At 62.5% G+C, this 13,320-nt stretch carries 19 protein-coding genes and 4 pseudogenes; 1 reads left to right on the top strand and 22 read right to left on the bottom strand.

The features are described 5' to 3' along the window. Positions 1-86 precede the first annotated feature (86 nt). The 5 genes from rpsK to DC31_RS01175 all read right to left on the bottom strand — a co-directional run bounded on the left by rpsK (position 87) and on the right by DC31_RS01175 (position 2,302). A complete protein-coding gene (rpsK, locus tag DC31_RS01195; protein ID WP_036276003.1) occupies positions 87-485 on the bottom strand; it encodes a 30S ribosomal protein S11 in 399 nt (132 codons plus the stop codon). Between the two features lie 29 nt (positions 486-514). Continuing rightward, positions 515-889, bottom strand: a complete 375-nt coding sequence (gene rpsM, locus DC31_RS01190; protein ID WP_036276001.1) for a 30S ribosomal protein S13 — start codon at positions 887-889, stop codon at positions 515-517. A 175-nt stretch (positions 890-1,064) separates the two neighbouring features. Continuing rightward, complete coding sequence (gene rpmJ / locus DC31_RS01185; protein ID WP_036275999.1) at positions 1,065-1,181, bottom strand: 50S ribosomal protein L36; 117 nt, start codon at positions 1,179-1,181, stop codon at positions 1,065-1,067. 62 nt (positions 1,182-1,243) lie between these two features. Further along, a complete protein-coding gene (infA, locus tag DC31_RS01180; RefSeq protein WP_017201569.1) occupies positions 1,244-1,465 on the bottom strand; it encodes a translation initiation factor IF-1 in 222 nt (73 codons plus the stop codon). Between the two features lie 171 nt (positions 1,466-1,636). Further along, positions 1,637-2,302 (bottom strand): DsbA family protein, encoded by a 666-nt coding sequence (locus DC31_RS01175; RefSeq protein WP_036275998.1) that lies wholly within the window; start codon positions 2,300-2,302, stop codon positions 1,637-1,639. Positions 2,303-2,669: 367 nt separating this feature from the next. Between DC31_RS01175 and DC31_RS01170 the strand changes: the two genes are divergently transcribed. Next, positions 2,670-3,662 carry a hypothetical protein gene (locus DC31_RS01170; RefSeq protein WP_051606290.1) on the top strand — a complete coding sequence of 331 codons (993 nt, stop codon included), beginning with the start codon at positions 2,670-2,672 and terminating at the stop codon, positions 3,660-3,662. Between the two features lie 116 nt (positions 3,663-3,778). Here DC31_RS01170 and map read toward each other — a convergent pair whose 3' ends face one another. The 17 genes and pseudogenes from map to rplV form a co-directional block, all read right to left on the bottom strand. Next, on the bottom strand, positions 3,779-4,627 hold the full coding sequence (gene map, locus DC31_RS01165; RefSeq protein WP_036275994.1) for a type I methionyl aminopeptidase: 849 nt from the start codon (positions 4,625-4,627) through the stop codon (positions 3,779-3,781). 17 nt (positions 4,628-4,644) lie between these two features. Next, a pseudogene (locus DC31_RS01160) lies at positions 4,645-5,240 on the bottom strand (adenylate kinase). Continuing rightward, positions 5,237-6,558 (bottom strand): annotated as a pseudogene (gene secY, locus DC31_RS01155) (preprotein translocase subunit SecY). The pseudogenes DC31_RS01160 and secY overlap by 4 nt, the downstream one beginning before the upstream one ends. Positions 6,559-6,660: 102 nt before the next feature. Next, on the bottom strand, positions 6,661-7,365 hold the full coding sequence (gene rplO / locus DC31_RS17360) for a 50S ribosomal protein L15 (RefSeq protein ID WP_081813655.1): 705 nt from the start codon (positions 7,363-7,365) through the stop codon (positions 6,661-6,663). Next, on the bottom strand, positions 7,365-7,550 hold the full coding sequence (gene rpmD, locus DC31_RS01145) for a 50S ribosomal protein L30 (RefSeq protein ID WP_036275991.1): 186 nt from the start codon (positions 7,548-7,550) through the stop codon (positions 7,365-7,367). Before rpmD ends, rplO begins: the two co-directional genes overlap by 1 nt. After that, positions 7,550-8,296, bottom strand: coding sequence for a 30S ribosomal protein S5 (rpsE, locus tag DC31_RS01140; RefSeq protein ID WP_036275989.1), 747 nt, complete (start codon positions 8,294-8,296; stop codon positions 7,550-7,552). The genes rpmD and rpsE overlap by 1 nt, the downstream gene beginning before the upstream one ends. Beyond that, positions 8,293-8,652: a 50S ribosomal protein L18 gene (gene rplR / locus DC31_RS01135; protein ID WP_036275986.1), complete on the bottom strand. Its 360-nt coding sequence runs from the start codon at positions 8,650-8,652 to the stop codon at positions 8,293-8,295. Before rplR ends, rpsE begins: the two co-directional genes overlap by 4 nt. A gap of 2 nt (positions 8,653-8,654) precedes the next feature. Beyond that, positions 8,655-9,191 (bottom strand): 50S ribosomal protein L6, encoded by a 537-nt coding sequence (gene rplF / locus DC31_RS01130; RefSeq protein WP_036275984.1) that lies wholly within the window; start codon positions 9,189-9,191, stop codon positions 8,655-8,657. Positions 9,192-9,197: 6 nt separating this feature from the next. After that, entirely contained in the window at positions 9,198-9,596 is a 399-nt protein-coding gene (gene rpsH / locus DC31_RS01125; protein ID WP_036275983.1) for a 30S ribosomal protein S8, read from the bottom strand. A gap of 166 nt (positions 9,597-9,762) precedes the next feature. After that, positions 9,763-10,353, bottom strand: a complete 591-nt coding sequence (gene rplE, locus DC31_RS01120) for a 50S ribosomal protein L5 (protein WP_036275981.1) — start codon at positions 10,351-10,353, stop codon at positions 9,763-9,765. Beyond that, on the bottom strand, positions 10,353-10,712 hold the full coding sequence (gene rplX / locus DC31_RS01115; protein WP_036275978.1) for a 50S ribosomal protein L24: 360 nt from the start codon (positions 10,710-10,712) through the stop codon (positions 10,353-10,355). Before rplX ends, rplE begins: the two co-directional genes overlap by 1 nt. Positions 10,713-10,714: 2 nt before the next feature. Beyond that, complete coding sequence (gene rplN, locus DC31_RS01110) at positions 10,715-11,083, bottom strand: 50S ribosomal protein L14 (RefSeq protein ID WP_036275976.1); 369 nt, start codon at positions 11,081-11,083, stop codon at positions 10,715-10,717. A 26-nt stretch (positions 11,084-11,109) separates the two neighbouring features. Continuing rightward, a pseudogene (rpsQ, locus tag DC31_RS20070) lies at positions 11,110-11,426 on the bottom strand (30S ribosomal protein S17). Continuing rightward, a complete protein-coding gene (rpmC, locus tag DC31_RS18910) occupies positions 11,426-11,743 on the bottom strand; it encodes a 50S ribosomal protein L29 (protein ID WP_036275974.1) in 318 nt (105 codons plus the stop codon). The pseudogene rpsQ and the gene rpmC overlap by 1 nt, the downstream one beginning before the upstream one ends. Beyond that, positions 11,743-12,162: a 50S ribosomal protein L16 gene (gene rplP, locus DC31_RS01095; RefSeq protein ID WP_036275972.1), complete on the bottom strand. Its 420-nt coding sequence runs from the start codon at positions 12,160-12,162 to the stop codon at positions 11,743-11,745. Before rplP ends, rpmC begins: the two co-directional genes overlap by 1 nt. Further along, positions 12,162-12,920 carry a 30S ribosomal protein S3 gene (gene rpsC, locus DC31_RS01090; protein ID WP_036275970.1) on the bottom strand — a complete coding sequence of 253 codons (759 nt, stop codon included), beginning with the start codon at positions 12,918-12,920 and terminating at the stop codon, positions 12,162-12,164. Before rpsC ends, rplP begins: the two co-directional genes overlap by 1 nt. Continuing rightward, a pseudogene (gene rplV / locus DC31_RS01085) lies at positions 12,920-13,317 on the bottom strand (50S ribosomal protein L22). The gene rpsC and the pseudogene rplV overlap by 1 nt, the downstream one beginning before the upstream one ends. Positions 13,318-13,320 lie beyond the last annotated feature (3 nt).

The raw sequence follows: 13,320 nt of genomic DNA, 5'->3' as shown, positions 1-13,320 counted from the left end.
GGGTGGTGAGGTGTGGAGTTTTAGAAGTGTGATGTCTGCAATCGGGTGTGTGAGGGATGCCGATGACATCCCTCACACAAACCAGATCAGACGCGGCGACGCTTCGGCGGACGGCAACCGTTGTGCGCCTGCGGCGTGACGTCCTGGATCGAACCCACTTCGAGGCCTGCGGCCGTCAGTGAGCGGATCGCAGTCTCGCGGCCCGAACCCGGACCCTTCACGAAGACGTCAACCTTCTTGACACCGTGCTCCTGCGCCTGGCGGGCGGCCGACTCGGCAGCCATACCAGCGGCGTACGGGGTCGACTTGCGCGAGCCCTTGAAGCCCACGCCACCTGACGATGCCCAGCTGATGACAGCGCCGGTCGGGTCGGTGATCGAAACGATGGTGTTGTTGAACGTCGACTTGATGTGGGCTTGGCCCAACGCGATGTTCTTCTTCTCTTTGCGGCGCGGCTTGCGCGCGGCGGCCTTAGGTGCAGCCATGAAAGTCTTCTCCTAGTCCCTGGCCGCGCTTAGCGGGCCTTCTTCTTGCCGGCGACGGTGCGCTTCGGGCCCTTGCGGGTACGGGCGTTGGTCTTGGTGCGCTGACCACGGACGGGCAGGCCACGACGGTGGCGGATGCCCTCGTAGGAGCCGATCTCGACCTTGCGGCGGATGTCTGCTGCAACCTCGCGGCGCAGGTCACCCTCCACCTTGTAGTTGCCTTCGATGTAGTCGCGAAGGACGATGAGCTGGTCGTCGCTGAGGTCCTTGACGCGGATGCTCTCGTCGATCTCCGTAGCCTTGAGGATCTCGACCGAGCGGGTACGGCCAACGCCGTAAATGTAGGTAAGGGCGATCACCACGCGCTTATCGCGCGGGATGTCTACGCCGGCAAGACGTGCCATGCGGTTCTCCTGAACTGAGTAGAGGTGTGGGGCAGGATATGGACCCGGGCCTCTGTCCCGAGGTGTCAGCTTCCGGTCCCTGAGCCTGTCGAAGGGCCCGGTTGGGAAGCGTCTTGATCCTGCTGTTTTTGTATTGAGTTATGAGATTGCGAGAGCGATGCCCTGGCACCGGGTGTTAGCCCTGGCGCTGCTTGTGACGCGGGTTGCTCTTGCAGATCACCATGACAACGCCGTGGCGGCGAATCACCTTGCAGTGATCGCACATGGGCTTGACGCTGGGGCTGACCTTCATGATGTTTCCTGTTCGCTGTCTTCGTACACACCCGAAAGATGTGCCGTTACTTCTCGACCGGTTTAGCGGTAGCGGTAAACGATACGGCCGCGGGTGAGGTCGTAGGGGCTGAGCTCCACGACCACGCGGTCTTCGGGAATGATGCGGATGTAGTTCTGCCGCATCTTGCCCGAGATCGTCGCAAGGACCTTATGTCCGTTGCTCAGCTCAACGCGGAACATCGCGTTGGGCAGTGCTTCGGATATGACGCCCTCGATCTCGATGACACCGTCTTTCTTAGCCATAGCCTCGCTGACGCTTCTGCAGACCGGTCGATCTGCGGTGAATGGATGAGTTGTGGTGCCGCGCTAGTCGGACACGCCGAAACTGGGCGCAAGGCACCAACGGTCTATCTTATCTGACACCGAGGCGTCAGGCAACTTGAACCCGAAGGCGACGACCGAGGCGTGCGGGTATTAGCCGAGAATGGCGTCGAGCTTTGCCGCATCGCCGGCCTGCAGGTCCAGCCGTTCGCCGTTGATCTCGACGGTCGGAGTACCCTGAATTTCGTGCGCGTTGGTCTGGTCCCCGACGAAATCCATGTAGGTGCCATCTGCGATGCAACCAGCGGCGGCCCCTGCACCGACCTGCTCGGCAAACGCCGACAGCTCATCGTCGGTGAGGCCAGTCGAGTTCTCGGCCGGCTGCTTCTCGAACAGCAGGTTGAAGAAGTCGAGGTACGATTCCGACGCCTTCTCTGCCACGCAGTAAGACGCAGCCGCTGCGCGAGTCGAGTACTCGGTGTTCCGCGAGAGGTGGTCAAGGATCGAGATCGGGTGCACGTTGAGCGTGATGTCGTTGTTGGCTGCAGCCTGCTGCAGCTTCTCGCCGTACTGCTGCTCGAAGGCGTTGCAGGCCGGGCACATGAAGTCAACGAAGGTGTCGATTTCATCGGCACCGGTACCAAAGCTGACCGCTCCGGTCTCATCGTTGATGATCGCGCTCTGCGGCGCAGCACCGGGCGCCGAGGCCTGATTGTTCAGGAAGACCACCAGGCCGCCGAGCACGACGAGTACGACGACAACCGCAATCGAGATTCCGACGGCGAACCAGTTGGTGTTGCTCTTGGCAGCAGCAGCCATTACTTTCCGATCTCTCGAGGCTCGCGCCCAGCACGAGTCCGACCAAAGTCTGCAGGCGCGTGCGCGCCCATATCCCTCTATTCTGCCGAGCAAGTCTATGCGGCCGTTGTGAACGCCGCGCGGCATCCCGCTGTCGTTCCCGGCATCCGCCCCTCGCATGAGAAGCCACTTTCTGCGTGGGTTCATCCTTTTCACGTGAGACACCACACCTCCCGTGGTGTCTCACGTGCGCTCTGGCGCCTCGCGCGAATTCTGGTTTCTCACCGGCGGGTGACGCCGTCCTGCACAGACGAGTTACTGCGCGCGTTGTCCACCGATCGTGTGATCAGGCGTTGGATGCTTCCCTCAACTCCGGCAGGATGCGGGGATGCCACTGCTCCTCACCGATCGCGCCACCGCTGTTTCGCCGCTCCCGTTGATCACCACGTCCGAGGCCCGGATGCTCGGGGTGCCGCTGTCCGGTAGCAGATGGTTGCGCGTGCGCAGCGGGACCTACGTCGACAGGAAGGCGTACAGCGCACTTCCCCCATGGCAGAAGTACGCCGTGCGCGTGCATGCATTCACCCGACGGCATCCGAATGCTGTTCTCTGTCTGGAATCCGCCGCCGTCGTCCATGGTCTTCCGCGCTTCGGAGAGACGCGCGCCATCCACGTGTTCGATCCTGATCGACCGCGCTCCCGAACATTCGGAGACGTCGTTGTGCACACCAGCCAGGATCCGCGAGAAGTGGTGCGTGTCAATGGAGTCCTCACCACCGGCATTCTTGACACAGTCGGCGACCTCAGTCGGCTGCTCCCGCTCGCGCAGGCCTTGTCCGTCACCGACAGCGCTATCTCGCCTGTGCAGGGCGGATCACTCGCCCTCGACGAGCTGCGCGCGCACTCTGAGCGGCAACGGAATCGACGTGGCCGCGCGCGGTTCCGCTGGGTGTGGGATCACGCGGACGGGTTAGCAGAATCACCCGCCGAGAGCATCAGCAGAGCCGTGATCGAATGGAGTGGCTTCGAATGCCCCGAACTGCAGCGGGAGTTCCGGTACGGCGGCGTTCTCGACCGCACCGACTTCTACTTTCCAACCAATGGCGCCATCGGTGAAACAGATGGTTGGCAGAAGTACCAGCTCGAAGACCCCGCCGAAGCTGCACGCCTGCTTACTGACGAGAAGCGGCGGGAGGATCGTCTGCGGCGGCAGGGGCATCCGTTCGCGCGCTGGGATCTCACCGGTGCATGGAAAGTCAACCCACTGGTCGAAGCACTGACCGCAGCGAACGTCGCGCGCATTGCCCCTCCGAATGAGCACCTGTTGGCGACGCTTAGGTCCAATCCACGCGCGAAGACAGCTCAGCGGAAACCACGTTGAGCAACAGCCCACATTGTCTGCATAAGACACCACGGCAGGCGTGTCGCCTCACGCAGAAATCTCAACCTCATGCAGAAAGTGATGTCTCGTCGCTCGGCCGAGCAGGACGCGCTAGATCAGCCCAGCGGCACCGGCACAACGCCGAACGGCGCAAGGCCTGCGGCGCCGCCATCCGGAGCAGTCAGCACCCAGATGCCACCGTCGTGGCGAGCAACGCTGTGCTCCCAGTGCGAGCCATCGGTCCCGTCGACCGTCGAGACGGTCCAGTCGTCATCCTCGATGTGTGTCTCATCGCCGCCGGCAGTGACCATCGGCTCGATCGCGAGGACGAGCCCCGACTTGATCTCCGGCCCCGGGTCAGGTGTGCGGTAGTTGAACACGCTCGGCGCCTCGTGCATCTTGCGTCCGATGCCATGGCCGACGTATTCGCGAAGGATGCCGTAGGGCTCCCCCGATACTTCAGAGACGCCCTGCGCCTCGATGTACTCCTGAATCGCCGCACCGAGTTCGCCAATGTGACGAGCGGATGCCATCGCAGCAATCCCCGCCCACATCGAACCCTCGGTCACCCGAGAGAGTTCCTCCCGCCGCGCGACAACGTCAGGGCGATCGGGATCGGGCACGACCACGGTGATCGCGCTGTCGCCGTTCCACCCCTCGTACTGCGCTCCGCAGTCAACCGAGACAATGTCACCGGCCTGCAACATACGACCGCCGGGAATCCCGTGCACGACCTCTTGGTTCACCGACACACAGACGGTGTGGTGGTACCCGCGCACGAGCTGGAAGTTCGACTCGGCTCCGCGACTACGGATCGTCCGGTTCGCCTGCGTGTCGAGCTCGAGCGTCGTGACGCCCGCCCGAATCAGCGGACGAAGCGCTTCGAGCGCTGCGGCCGTGATGAGTCCAGGCTCGACCATCGCCTGCAACTGAGCAGGCGTCTTGTAAATGGAGCGGCGAAACATGTCAGCGGATGATCGCGTCAGCGGGCGACGTGCAAGCCGCGGGCGGCAAGTGCCGCGAAGATGCGCTCGGTGATCTCGTCAAGCGAACCGACGCCATCGATGTTGTCGACGATGCCACGCGGACCGTAGACCTCGAGAATCGGAGCAGTCTCCTTCTCGTAGATCGCCAGCCGGTGCGCGATGGCCTCTTCCGTGTCATCCGAGCGCCCCTGCTCTTCTGCACGCAGACGAAGGCGGGCGATACTCTCTTCGCGTGCGACGTCAAGCAAGATGATGGCATCGAGCGCCTCGTCACGGCCGACGAGGAACTCATCGAGGTGCTCCACCTGCGCAGCGTTGCGAGGATACCCGTCGAGCAGGAAACCGTTCGCCGCATCGTCTTGCGAGATGCGATCGCGCACAAGGTCGCTCGTCAGCTCATCCGGAACGAGGTCACCCTTGTCGAGGATCGCTGTGACCTGCTGGCCAAGCGGTGTGCCCTCTTTGATGTTCGCGCGAAGATGTCACCGGTGGAGACCACCGGGATTCCGAAAGCTTCGGCAATGCGCACGCCCTGCGTGCCCTTGCCCGAACCCTGCGGGCCGACGATGAGAAGTCGTGCGGATGCTGTCAACGGAGGAGCCCTTCGTAGTGGCGCTGCTGAAGCTGTGCATCGATCTGCTTGACCGTCTCAAGACCCACACCCACGATGATGAGGATCGAGGCGCCACCGAACGGGAAGTTCTGGTTGGCGCCGACAGTGGACAAGGCGATCAGCGGGATGAGCGCGATCAGACCCAGGTAAATAGACCCAGGGAACGTAATGCGGGTAAGTACGAAGTCGAGATACTCGGCTGTCGGACGCCCCGCACGGATGCCGGGAATGAACCCGCCGTACTTCTTCATGTTGTCGGCAACCTCAACGGGGTTGAAGGTAATCGCGACGTAGAAGTAGGTGAAACCGATGATCAGCAGGAAGTAGATCGCCATGTAAAGCGGCTGATCCCCCGTGGTCAGGTTCTGCGAGACCCAGACCACCCAGGCGGCCGGTTCGCTGCCGTCTTGCGGGGTGTTGAACTGCGCAATGAGCATCGGAATGTACAGCAGCGAAGAGGCGAAGATGATCGGGATCACACCCGCCATGTTCACCTTGATCGGGATGTACGTGTTCGTGCCGCCGTAGGTGCGGCGTCCGACCATGCGCTTGGCGTACTGCACGGGGACACGACGCTGCGATTGCTCGACAAAGACGACGAGTCCGGTGACCAGGATGCCGACCGCAAGCACAAGCAAGAAGACTTCGAAGCCGTTCGACTCGAAGATCGCCCACATCGCCGACGGGAATGTGGCAGCGATCGACGTGAAGATCAACAGCGACATACCGTTGCCGATGCCACGTTCAGTGACGAGCTCGGCAAACCACATGATGAGGCCGGTACCCGCAGTCATCGCCATGATGATGAGCAGCTGCGCCCACCACACGTCGTTCGTTAGCAGCTGCTGACATGCCGCAATATCGGTCGTGCCGAACAGCTGGCCGCTGCGGGCCACGGTGACGAGCGTCGTCGACTGCAGCAGCGCAAGAGCGATGGTGAGGTACCGCGTGTACTGGGTGAGCCGGGCTTGTCCTGCCTGACCCTCCTTGTGCAGCGCCTCGAAGTGCGGGATGACCACACGAAGCAGCTGGGTGATGATCGTCGCCGTGATGTACGGCATGACCCCCAGCGCGAAGATCGACAGCTGGAGCAGTGCTCCACCTGAGAAGAGGTTGACGAGGCTCAGCAAACCCTCGGTGCCGGCGTTGAGACGCAGACACTCTTCAACGTTCGGGAAATGCACGAACGGCGCGGGAACATGCGAACCAAGACGGTAGATGGCGATGATCGCAGGGTGAAACCGATCTTCCGACGTAGGTCGGGCGTGCGGAAGATCCGCGCGATAGCGCTAAACAAAGGCGTTCCTCCTGAAAGGGATGCCGCCCGACTAGAGACGGCTGAAAGACCAGGGTAACCCAGAAGAGGGGCCGGAGAATCTCCGACCCCTCTCTGAAGTGGTTACTTGACGGATCCGCCCGCGGCCACGATCTTCTGCTCGGCAGAACCCGAGACCTTGTCGACCGAGACGGTGAGCTTCACTGCGATGTCGCCGTTTCCAAGAACCTTGACCTTCTCGTTCTTGCGAACGGCACCCTTGGCGACGAGGTCGACCACGGTGACGTCGCCACCCTTGGGGTACAGCTCCGCGAGCTTTTCCAGATTGACAACCTGGTACTCGACGCGGAACGGGTTCTTGAACCCGCGCAGCTTCGGGGTGCGCATGTGCAGAGGCATCTGCCCACCCTCAAAGCCGACACGAACGGTGTTGCGAGCCCTGGTGCCCTTGGTACCACGACCAGCGGTCTTACCCTTGGAACCTTCACCGCGACCCTTACGGGTCTTCGCGGTGTTAGCGCCGGGGATCGGACGCAGGTGATGAACCTTGAGCACACCGGGGCGCGATGCCGGAGCATCGGCCTTCGGGGCAGCCTTCTTGCTCTTGGGAGCAGGCTTCTTGGCGGCAGAGTCAGCCTTGGCGTCGGCAGCAGCAGCCTTGGGGGCAGCAGCCTTCTTCGCGGCGGGCTTCTTCTCCGCAGCATCCTTAGACGCTGCAGCCTTAGGGGCAGCAGCCTTCTTCGGAGCAGCCTTTGCGGCGGCCGCCTTGGGAGCAGCAGCCTTCTTCGTTGCCTTTTCGGCGTCGACTGCGTCGTTCTTCTCAGCCATTAGTCGATCTCCTCAACCTTGACGAGGTGTGCGACGGTCTTGACGTAGCCGCGCATCTGCGCGTCGTCGGGGCGAACGGTGGTGTCACCGATCCGCTTAAGACCGAGGCTGCGCAGCGTGTCACGCTGGTTCTGCTTCTCGCTCACCTTGGACTTGATCTGGGTCACCTTAAGACGGGCGGCCATCAGGCACCTACCTTCGCAGCGGCCGCAGCTGCGGCCTTTGCCTCGTTGCGCACGATGATCGCAGGCACGACAGCGTCGTACTCGAGACCACGGCGGGCGGCAACAGCACGGGGCTCTTCGAGGCTCTTCAGAGCCGCGACAGTCGCGTGCACAATGTTGATCGTGTTCGAAGAGCCGAGCGACTTCGAGAGCACATCGTGGATGCCGGCGCACTCGAGTACGGCGCGAACCGGACCACCGGCGATAACACCGGTACCAGCAGCAGCCGGACGAAGAAGCACGACACCGGCAGCGGCCTCACCCTGCACGGGGTGCGGGATCGTGGAGCCGACGCGGGGCACGCGGAAGAAGTTGCGCTTGGCCTCTTCAACACCCTTGGAGATAGCCAGGGGCACCTCACGGGCCTTGCCGTAGCCAACGCCGACCAGACCGTTGCCGTCACCGACGACCACGAGGGCGGTGAAGCTAAAGCGACGTCCACCCTTCACGACCTTCGAGACGCGGTTAATGGTGACAACGCGCTCAAGGAACTGGTTGTCGCCACGGTCGCGTGAATTACGGTCACGGCCACCCTGGCCTCGGCCATCGCCACGACCGCCGCCGCGGCGGCCTTCGCGTGCGGGCTCTGCCTGGGTGGTGCCGGCAGCCGTCTCGGAGACGACAGGTGCCGTCTCTGGAACGGCAGCAGCCGTTTCGGAAGCGGCAGCAGCCGTTTCGGTCACTTCGTTCTCCTTGTTGTCACTCACAGTGCCAGCCCCCCTTCGCGGGCGCCATCGGCGATGGCTGCGACGCGACCGGCGTAGCGGTTGCCGCCACGGTCGAACACGACGTCGAGGACACCAGCAGCCTTTGCGCGCTCGGCGAGAAGCTCGCCGACCTTGCGGGCTTTGGCGGTCTTGTCACCATCGAACGAGCGAAGCTCGGTCTCGAGCGTAGATGCCGAGGCGACGGTGTGGCCCTTGCTGTCATCGACCAGCTGGACGAAAACGTGGCGGGCTGAGCGGTTGACGACCAGGCGCGGACGCGCCTCGGTGCCAACGACCTTCTTGCGAAGGCGTGCGTGACGACGCGCGCGGGCGTCAGACTTTGACTTGAGAGCCATGGTTACTTACCACTCTTTCCGGCCTTGCGACGCACGTTCTCGCCGGCGTAGCGCACACCCTTGCCCTTGTACGGCTCGGGCTTGCGGATCTTGCGAATGTTCGCAGCTGCCTCACCGACAGCCTGCTTGTCGATACCACTCACGGTGAGCTTGTTGGTGCCCTCAACCGTGAAAGTGATGCCGGCCGGCGGGTCGATCAGAACCGGGTGCGAGAAGCCAAGAGCGAACTCAACCGAGTTGCCCTTCTGCTGAACGCGGTAACCGGTACCGACGACCTCAAGACCCTTGGTGTAGCCCTGGGTCACGCCGATGATGTTGTTGTTGATGAGCGTGCGGGTCAGGCCGTGAAGCGACCGCGACTCACGCTCGTCGTCGGGACGAGCGACAACCACCTGGTTGTCCTCGATCGCGACCTCGATGGGGCTGGCCACGTTCAGGGTGAGTTCACCCTTGGGGCCCTTCACCGCGACCTTACGACCGTCAACCGAAATGGTGACGTCCGAGGGGATCTCGATGGGAAGTCGTCCAATACGCGACATTTCGAATTACCACACGTAGGCGAGAACTTCTCCGCCCACGCCCTTCTGCTCAGCCTGACGATCAGTGAGAAGACCGGAGGAGGTGGACAGGATGGCTACGCCGAGGCCGCCGAGAACCGTAGGAAGCTCAGTCGAACGTGCGTAGACGCGAAGTCCAGGCTTCGACACGCGCTTGATGCCCGCGATCGAACGCTCCCGGTTGGGGCCGTACTTCAGCGTGAGAGTGAGGTTCTGTCCAACGCGAGCGTCGGTAACCTCCCAGCCGGAGATGTAGCCCTCCCGCTGGAGGATCTCGGCGATGTTCGTCTTGAGCTTGCTCGACGGCAGGGACACGGAGTCGTGGTGTGCCGAGTTCGCGTTGCGCAGACGGGTCAGCATGTCTGCGACCGGGTCTGTCATTGTCATGGTTATTTTCCTTTGTTCACGAGGTTTCGGCTGCCGTTACACGACAGACGACCTGCTATGAGATGCAATCTTCAATTGTAAGCGCACACACGGCTTCCGTCCGCCCCCTTCGACAAGCTCAGGGAGCAAGCTCCTCAAACTCAGGGTACGGACGGAAGCCGATGCATTACGCCTTGGCGCCTTCGGCAGTAAAGGGGAAGCCGAGGTAACGCAGAAGCGCACGACCCTCAGCATCCGTCTTCGCCGTCGTGACGACAGTGATGTCGAAACCGCGGACGCGGTCGATGTTGTCCTGATCGATCTCGTGGAACACACTCTGCTCCTGGAGACCGAACGTGTAGTTGCCGTGACCGTCGAACTGCTTAGGCGATAGTCCGCGGAAGTCGCGGATGCGCGGCAGAGCGAGCGAAACGAGGCGGTCAAGGAACTCCCACGCACGGTCACCGCGGAGGGTGACGTGGGCGCCAATGGGCTGACCTTCACGCAGCTTGAACTGCGCGATGGACTTGCGAGCCTTCGTGACAAGCGGCTTCTGGCCCGTGATCTTGGTGAGGTCAGTAACCGCACCATCGATCACCTTGCTGTCACGGGCCGCTTCACCGACACCGGTGTTGACGACGACCTTGACGAGACCAGGGATCTGCATCACGTTCTCGTAGCCGAACTCGTCCCGCATCTTCTGCTGGATCTCGGCCTTGTACTTCTGCTTCAGGCGCGGCTGGATCTTGCCAGCCGGCGCGGCAGTCTCGGTGCTCATCAGAGGTCCTTACCTGACTTCTTCGCGTAACGCACCCGGACGGTGCGCTTGACGCCGTCCTTGGTCTGCTCCTCGACCCGGTGGCCGACGCGAGTCGGCTTCTTGGTCTCGGGGTCAACGAGTGCGACGTTCGAGATGTGGATGGGAGCTTCGAGAGTCTCGATGCCGCCCGTCTTGGTGCCACGCTGCGTCTGGCCGACGCGGGTGTGCTTGGTGACGTAGTTGACGCCCTGGACGATCACACGGTTGCGCTCCGACAGGATCTCGAGGACCTTGCCCTGCTTGCCGCGGTCGCCGCCACGTTCGGGCTTTGCGCCCGAGATGACCTGTACGAGGTCGCCCTTTTTGATATTCGCCATGATCAAATAACCTCCGGCGCGAGCGAGACGATCTTCATGAACTTCTTGTCACGAAGCTCACGACCGACCGGCCCGAAGATGCGGGTGCCGCGAGGCTCCCCGTCGGTCTTCAGGATGACCGCTGCGTTCTCGTCGAACTTGATGTAGGAGCCGTCCGGACGACGGACTTCCTTCTTGGTGCGGACGATGACCGCCTTTACGACGTCGCCCTTCTTGACGTTGCCGCCCGGGATCGCGTCCTTAACCGTAGCCACGATGGTGTCGCCCAGACCTGCGTACCGGCGGCGTGAGCCACCGAGAACACGGATCGTGAGTAGTTCCTTCGCGCCGGTATTGTCGGCGACCTTGACGCGGGATTCCTGCTGAATCACTATTGCTCCTTAAGTAAGCCGGAGGCTTACTTGGCCTTCTCGACGATCTCGACCAGACGCCAGCGCTTGGTAGCGCTGAGCGGACGGGTCTCGCTGATGACTACGAGGTCGCCGATGCCCGCCGAGTTGGTCTCGTCGTGCACCTTGCGCTTCTCTGTACGGCGGATGACCTTGCCGTACAGGGGGTGCTTCACGCGATCTTCGACCTCAACGACGATGGTCTTGTCCATCTTGTCGCTGACGACGTAGCCGCGTTGCGTCTTGCGGTAACCACGGGCGTCTCGTCACGCACATCGTGCGAGACAGTCTCGACGGTCGCTTCCGCTTCCTTCTTGGTGGCCATTACTCAGCCTTCCCTTCGGCGTCAGCCGAGGCATCCTCGGACTTCTTCGCCTTTGACTTGGACGCCTTCTTGGCCGGGGCCGGGGCCGCAGCAGGCGTCGCACGGATGCCCAGCTCGCGCTCACGGATCACGGTGTACAGGCGCGCGATGTCGCGCTTGACGGCGCGAATGCGGCCGTGACTTTCCAGCTGGCCGGTGGCCGACTGGAAACGGAGGTTGAACAGCTCCTCCTTGGCCTTACGCAGCTCCTCGACGAGGCGCTGGTCTTCGAACGTATCGAGCTCTGCCGGAGCGAGCTCTTTGGTGCCGATCGCCATTACGCGTCGCCCTCCTCGCGCTTGATGATGCGTGCCTTGAGAGGCAGCTTGTGAATTGCCCGGTTGAGTGCCTCGCGAGCGAGTTCCTCACTCACGCCGGCGACCTCGAAGAGGACGCGACCCGGCTTGACGTTTGCGACCCACCACTCGGGCGAACCCTTACCGGAACCCATGCGGGTTTCCGCAGGCTTCTTCGTGAGCGGACGGTCAGGGTAGATGTTGATCCACACCTTTCCACCACGCTTGATGTGACGGGTCATCGCGATACGAGCGGACTCGATCTGACGGTTCGTCACGTAAGCGGGGGTAAGCGCCTGGATGCCGTACTCGCCGAAGGAAACCTTCGTGCCACCGGTAGCCTGGCCGCTGCGACCGGGGTGGTGCTGCTTGCGGAACTTGACCTTACGCGGGATGAGCATTATGCCGACGCTCCTTCTGCAACAGGTGCCTCGTTACGCGGGGCACGACGACGGTCGCCACCACGGTCGTCACGACCGCGAGACTTCGGCGCGTTAGCCTGCTCGCGAGCAAGCTCCTTGGCGGTGAGGTCACCCTTGTAGATCCAGACCTTCACACCAATGCGGCCGAAGGTGGTCTTTGCCTCGTAGAAGCCGTAGTCGATGTTCGCACGAAGCGTGTGCAGTGGCACACGACCCTCGCGGTAGAACTCCGAACGGCTCATCTCGGCGCCGCCGAGGCGGCCGGAGACCTGGATGCGGATGCCCTTGGCTCCAGCGCGCTGCGCGCCCTGGAGGCCCTTGCGCATCGCACGGCGGAAAGCGACACGAGCAGTGAGCTGCTCGGCGATACCCTGTGCAACGAGCTGAGCGTCAGCCTCGGGGTTCTTGACCTCGAGGATGTTCAGCTGGATCTGCTTGCCCGAGAGCTTCTCGAGGTCGCCGCGAATACGCTCGGCCTCGGCTCCACGACGACCGATCACGATGCCCGGACGGGCAGTGTGAATGTCGACGCGGACGCGGTCACGGGTGCGCTCGATCTCGATGTTCGAGACACCGGCGCGGTCGAGCTGCGTCTTCAGCAGGTTACGGATCTTGATGTCCTCGGCCACGTAATCTGCGTAACGCTGGCCCGGCTTCGTTGAGTCCGAGAACCAACGAGACACGTGGTCCGTGGTGATTCCGAGGCGGAAGCCGTAGGGGTTTACCTTCTGTCCCATTACTTGCTCGCCTTCTTCTTGCTTTCGCCCTCAGCTGCGTCGGCAGCTTCAGGCGTCGAGAGCACGACCGTGATGTGGCTCGTGCGCTTCTTGATCTGGAAGCGCGACCCTGAGCACGGGGGCGGAAACGCTTGAGCGTCGTGCCCTCGTCAACGTAGGCGTTAGCCACGTACAGGTCCTGCTCGTCGAGGTACTCGCCGTCGCGATCTGCCTTGACCTGTGCGTTGGCCATGGCCGAAGCAACAAGCTTGTAGATCGGCTCACTGGCGCTCTGTGCTGCGAACTTCAGGATCGCAAGAGCCTCCTGGGCCTGCTTGCCCTTGATGAGCGCGACGACACGACGAGCCTTCTGAGGGGTCACGCGGATGTGTCGCACGCGTGCGATGGACTCCACCATTTC

The sequence above is a fragment of the Microbacterium sp. CH12i genome, from assembly GCF_000685355.1.
Taxonomy (GTDB): domain Bacteria; phylum Actinomycetota; class Actinomycetes; order Actinomycetales; family Microbacteriaceae; genus Microbacterium.
The sequence above is the reverse complement of the archived record's forward strand: the minus strand, read 5'-3'. Positions and strand labels throughout refer to the sequence as shown.